We start from the raw sequence: 3,936 nt of genomic DNA on the forward strand, positions 1-3,936 counted from the left end.
GATTATTCCCTATCACCTGTCACCTATAATCTGTCACCTAATATGCCCAATAGCTAGCTTATTACTCTACCGATGAATAATCTCCTGATTTCCCGCCACTCTTACTTATTAAACGAATTGATTCAATTTGAATCGACTTTTCTAAAGCTTTTGCCATATCGTATAAAGTCAGGGCAGCTACAGAAACGGCAGTTAAGGCTTCCATCTCTACACCGGTTTCAGCTTTGGTTTTGACTGTGGCTTGAATTTGATAACCCGGTAGTTCGGGATCGGGTGTGATTTCGACTGCGATTTTTTGCAAAGGCAACGGATGACACAGAGGAATTAAAGTGGCTGTTTGCTTGGCTGCCATAATTCCAGCCAATCTTGCAGTTGCCAACACATCCCCTTTTGGGACATTTCCGGCTTGAATGGCAGCGAAGGTGGCTGGCAGCATCCGCACATTGGCAGCGGCTACTGCTTGGCGAATGGTGGGTGCTTTATCAGACACATCTACCATCTGTGCCTGTCCTTGGGGATCTAGATGAGTTAAGTTGGCAAAATTAGCTGGAAAATTATCTTGCGCCATTTGGTTAGAACGTGTTAACATAGATTGTCGGTGAGGGCGTGTAGCTCAGTGGACTAGAGCACGTGGCTACGGACCACGGTGTCGGGGGTTCGAATCCCTCCTCGCCCGTTTTTAAAAAGTTAAGAGTTGAAAGTTAGAAGTGATGAGTTAAATTTCATCGCTCCTAACTTTTAAGTTTTTCAAGGCGTAGGCATCTGGAGCTAAACCTAGTGCAAAGCGCAGTGAGTTGGATAAGTTTTTGCTCGAATGGGTGAGGAAGAGGACAAGTGCTAAAGAAGTGATCGCAGCACCGTAGCCAAACATATCGCGGTAGCCTACAAGTTCTGCGATAATACCCAAAAGAGGAGCAGCGATCGCAATTCCTAGATCGAGTCCAGCTATGCAGATAGCAAAAATTTTCCCCCGTTCTTGCGGCAGTGAACGGTCTGCCATCATCGTAACCATCATCGAGAACAGTGTACCACCACCAGCACCTTCAGCGATCGCAGCCAGTAAGAAAACGATCGGGCTGTCAGCCTGCCACAGCAGTATTAACGCCAAAACGTAGCAAAAAATCCCAAATGTGATAAATAAACCACGACCAAAGCGATCGCTTGCCTTACCAGCAAATATCCTGATACTAAAACTAGAAATCGCCGCAGCGGTAAAAAACAGTCCACCATTGAAGTCCACTTCAGTGGATTTGAGGAACAACGACACAAAAGTATGTACAGCACCAAGAGACAAACCAACTAGCAACATAACTATAGTTGGAACTCTCACCCGTGGGCTGACCAAAATTTGCCAAAAGTTGCGTAGGCGTAGCCCGTCGTAGACATCCTCTCCCTCTGTCTGCTCCTGTGTTTGCACTGGCGGATTCGTAACTTGTAAAATCCCCAAGAGAGCGACAAAACCCAATTCGGCGGATAACAGAAATAATATTCCGTAACCACTTGTAGCTTCTAAATACCCACCCAAGGCAGGGCCAATTGCTAAACCAATGGGAGTTGCTAGGGTCATGTAACCAATGATTTCGCCACGATTTTCAGTGGGAGCTAAATCTGCGACTAAGGCACTGTAGCCAGTGGTAAAAGCGGCAATACTAACGCCGTGAAAAATCCGCACCAGGATTAATAACCCAAGAGATTGGGTTGTCAAGTAACCAAAGGGTGCGATCGCAGCTACGATCGTACCAATCACTAAGACAATTTTTCGACCACGTTCATCGGCTAACCGTCCCAGCATTGGGCGAGACAGCAATAACCCAATGGCGAAACTGCCCATAACAAGGCCAATTTCTTGCTTGCTTGCACCCACATCATCGATGTAAAGCGGTAGAGTTGGCAAGAGCGAAGACAGGCTCGACCAGAATAATAAACCTGCCGTAAATAAAATAAGCAAGTTGCGCCGCAATTGGGCGTCAAAGGTATTAAATGCTTTCAAGATAGATGCAATTTAACTAGTTTTTTGTCATTTGTCCTTTGTCATTTGTCTAGAGCCAACCAATATTTACTTTTAATTATTTGCTAATGACCAATGACCAATGACCAATGACTAATGACCAATGACCAATGACCAATGACCAATGACCAATGACCAATGACCAATGACTACTATTGTTACGCTACTTAACATTTTTTGCTACCACCTCTCGCACGCGATAGATAGGCCGTCCTTGGGATTCATGGTATGTACGCATGAGCAATTCTGCCAAAAGACCGAAGCAAAACAACTGTACTCCAGTTACTAACAATAGAACTGCTAAAATCAGCAGAGGGCGATTGCCAATCATCTGGCCTAAAGCCAATTTGACGAAAGTCAAGTAAATTCCGATCGCAGTGCCCGAAAACATTGAAATCAAGCCCAATAGCCCAAAAACGTGCATCGGACGGGTGAGGAATTTTTTCATAAACAGAATAGTTAACAAATCCATCAATACCCGGAATGTCCGCCAAATTCCATATTTACTACGACCAAAGCGACGGGCGTGATGACGTACAGGTATTTCGGTAATTCTAGCTCCTTCAATGTACGCCAAAGCAGGTAAAAATCGGTGTAATTCTCCGTAGAGGTTCATATCTGCTAGCAGTTCTGAACGATAGGCTTTCAGCGAACAGCCATAGTCATGAATATTCACGCTAGTGGTGCGGCGAATTAGCCAATTGGCAATTTTGGAAGGAAGTAACCGATTTACAGCCCCATCTTGGCGTTTTTGCCGCCAACCACTCACCAAATCGTAACCCTCATCCAGCTTTGCTAATAACATGGGGATATCAGCCGGATCGTTCTGGAGATCGGCATCTAAAGTAACGATCGCTTTACCGACTGCATAATAAAATCCAGCAGCCATCGCCGCAGTTTGTCCGTAGTTGCGACGCAAAATCACTGCTTTTAAATCAGTGCGGATTTGCGCCTGTTCTTTGAGAAAATCCCCAGAACCATCTGTAGAACCATCATCCACACAAATGATTTCATAATTTACCTGACTAGAAGATAAAGTAGAGGCGATCGCTTCTAGTAAAAGTGGTAAACTCTCCACCTCGTCATGTATTGGTACTACCACCGAAACATCTGGAACAATTGCTGAAATCGCCCCATTTTCCTCACTACTCCTTTCGGAAATCAACCCACTCCTCATAAATCTCAGCGCCCTCAGCGTCTCTGTGGTTCGTAACTCTTAAAAACTCTACCAGCACCTCGCAGTTGCTGATAGTACGACTGACTAACCGCATCTCCCTGTTCCGAGAGAATATCAATTCCGATCCCATTCCGTCCCTGCTCTTTCCCAGAACTATGGATATAATAACCATCCGCCAAATAAAGCCCGACATGGGTGGCTTTTTGGCTAGTTCCAAAAAATACCAGATCCCCGGCTGCTAATTCTGCAATTGTAATTGGTTGAGTGAATCCTTCCTGTTGATAGGCATCTCTAGGTAGCCAAACACCCACCGAAGCAAACGCCGCTTGCATTAACCCAGAACAGTCATAATTTGGCCCAACCGTACCACCCCAAAGGTAATAATTTGATTGTTGCATCGCTTTTTGGGTAAAGGCGATAATCTCTGCTAGGAGTTTTTTAATCTCCGATTCAGAAAATGTTGCAGCCTGATAAGGTACAGTAGCAGATTGTAATGAATCAAAATCTGAAAGAGATAGCCATCCTGGATAGTCATCTTCACATAAATACACCTCAACCGCCGAATTTTGATGATTTGATGTTACCCACAAATGTCTCCCAGATGCAGCTTGAGTTGCTAAACGCGTACATTCAGGAGAATCATACAAATTCAGGTCAGCTAAACACTGATACTCCCCTGATTGTGGATTTTGGACTTCGGCTTCGCTCAGTCGAACCATTTTGGATTTTAGATTAAAGGACATTATTAGAG

General features: G+C 44.7%; 4 protein-coding genes and 1 tRNA gene. 1 reads left to right on the forward strand and 4 read right to left on the reverse strand.

The genetic code is table 11. The features are described from left to right. Nucleotides 1-61: 61 nt before the first annotated feature. Nucleotides 62-568 carry a cyclic pyranopterin monophosphate synthase MoaC gene (moaC, locus tag IQ229_RS16765; protein WP_194045609.1) on the reverse strand — a complete coding sequence of 169 codons (507 nt, stop codon included), beginning with the start codon at nucleotides 566-568 and terminating at the stop codon, nucleotides 62-64. A gap of 34 nt (nucleotides 569-602) precedes the next feature. On the opposite strand from moaC, the gene IQ229_RS16770 reads away from it, so the two are divergent. After that, nucleotides 603-676, forward strand: a tRNA-Arg gene (locus tag IQ229_RS16770). Between the two features lie 39 nt (nucleotides 677-715). On the opposite strand, the gene IQ229_RS16775 is transcribed toward IQ229_RS16770, so the two are convergent. The 3 genes from IQ229_RS16775 to IQ229_RS16785 form a co-directional block, all read right to left on the reverse strand. Continuing rightward, nucleotides 716-1,990 carry an MFS transporter gene (locus IQ229_RS16775; protein WP_194045603.1) on the reverse strand — a complete coding sequence of 425 codons (1,275 nt, stop codon included), beginning with the start codon at nucleotides 1,988-1,990 and terminating at the stop codon, nucleotides 716-718. Between the two features lie 181 nt (nucleotides 1,991-2,171). Then, nucleotides 2,172-3,185, reverse strand: a complete 1,014-nt coding sequence (locus tag IQ229_RS16780; protein WP_194045605.1) for a glycosyltransferase family 2 protein — start codon at nucleotides 3,183-3,185, stop codon at nucleotides 2,172-2,174. A gap of 14 nt (nucleotides 3,186-3,199) precedes the next feature. Continuing rightward, a complete protein-coding gene (locus IQ229_RS16785) occupies nucleotides 3,200-3,928 on the reverse strand; it encodes a C40 family peptidase (protein ID WP_194045607.1) in 729 nt (242 codons plus the stop codon). Nucleotides 3,929-3,936: the final 8 nt, after the last annotated feature.

Origin of the sequence: Nostoc cf. edaphicum LEGE 07299, assembly GCF_015207245.1 — a bacterium.
In the GTDB taxonomy this organism is placed as follows: Bacteria; Cyanobacteriota; Cyanobacteriia; order Cyanobacteriales; family Nostocaceae; genus Nostoc; species Nostoc edaphicum_B.